The organism is Klenkia terrae, from assembly GCF_037083865.1.
In the GTDB taxonomy this organism is placed as follows: Bacteria; Actinomycetota; Actinomycetes; order Mycobacteriales; family Geodermatophilaceae; genus Klenkia; species Klenkia terrae.
Genome location: NZ_JBAPLV010000073.1, coordinates 1 through 696 on the forward strand (window position 1 = coordinate 1; position 696 = coordinate 696).

The 696-nt window shown below is 75.0% G+C and carries 1 protein-coding gene; it reads left to right on the plus strand.

Annotated features, from left to right (window positions below):
* Positions 1 to 77 precede the first annotated feature (77 nt).
* On the plus strand, positions 78 to 696 hold a 619-nt coding region (locus UXQ13_RS23580; protein ID WP_419146495.1), incomplete at its 3' end, for a hypothetical protein.

A 696-nucleotide genomic window follows, 5' to 3' on the forward strand; every position in this document is an offset into this window, starting at 1 on the left:
CCATGACAGCGACGGCGCGACGGTTCCGGGTGGAGGTGACCCCCTACGTCACCGCTGTCCCCGTCGACGCTGCGCCGGTGCCACGGCTGACCGAGCTCGCGGCCGCCGCCGGGCTCTCGGGTACCGAGCTGGACGCGGAGCTGGCCTCGGTGGCCAAGCAGATGTCGGCCCTGGCCGCCTACCGCGCCGGCCTGATCGAGCGGAAGGCCACCCTCGGGGCCCGGCAGCCGCTGCCGTTCGCGCCCGGTGCGCGCACCGACACCCGCCCCGACGCCGACCCGGATCTTGACCCGTCACTGCAGACCGCCGATGACTTCCTGCCCGACGAGGTCGCGGTCCTGCTGAACATGTCCGTCGGGTCGGCCCGGTACCTGGTGGATGACGACCTGACGCTGGTCCGGCAGTTCCCGGCGGTGTGGGATGCGTTGGCTGATCAGCGGATCGATGAGACCCGTGCCAAGGCCATCGTGCGGGCGCTGCGCTACCAGGCCCGGTCGTGGGGCGGCCCGGTCGACGACGCGATCGTCGACGCGGTCGCCGCCCGCGGGGTGGCGTGGGCCGCGGCAGGGTGCGCGCCCTCGACGTTGCGCGTCCGGCTCGAGGCCGCGCTGATCGCTGCGGACCCTGCGGCGGCGGACCGGCGGCGGGAGTTGCGCAAGCGGGAGGCCGGGGTGCGGGTGCAGGGCACCGGCGACG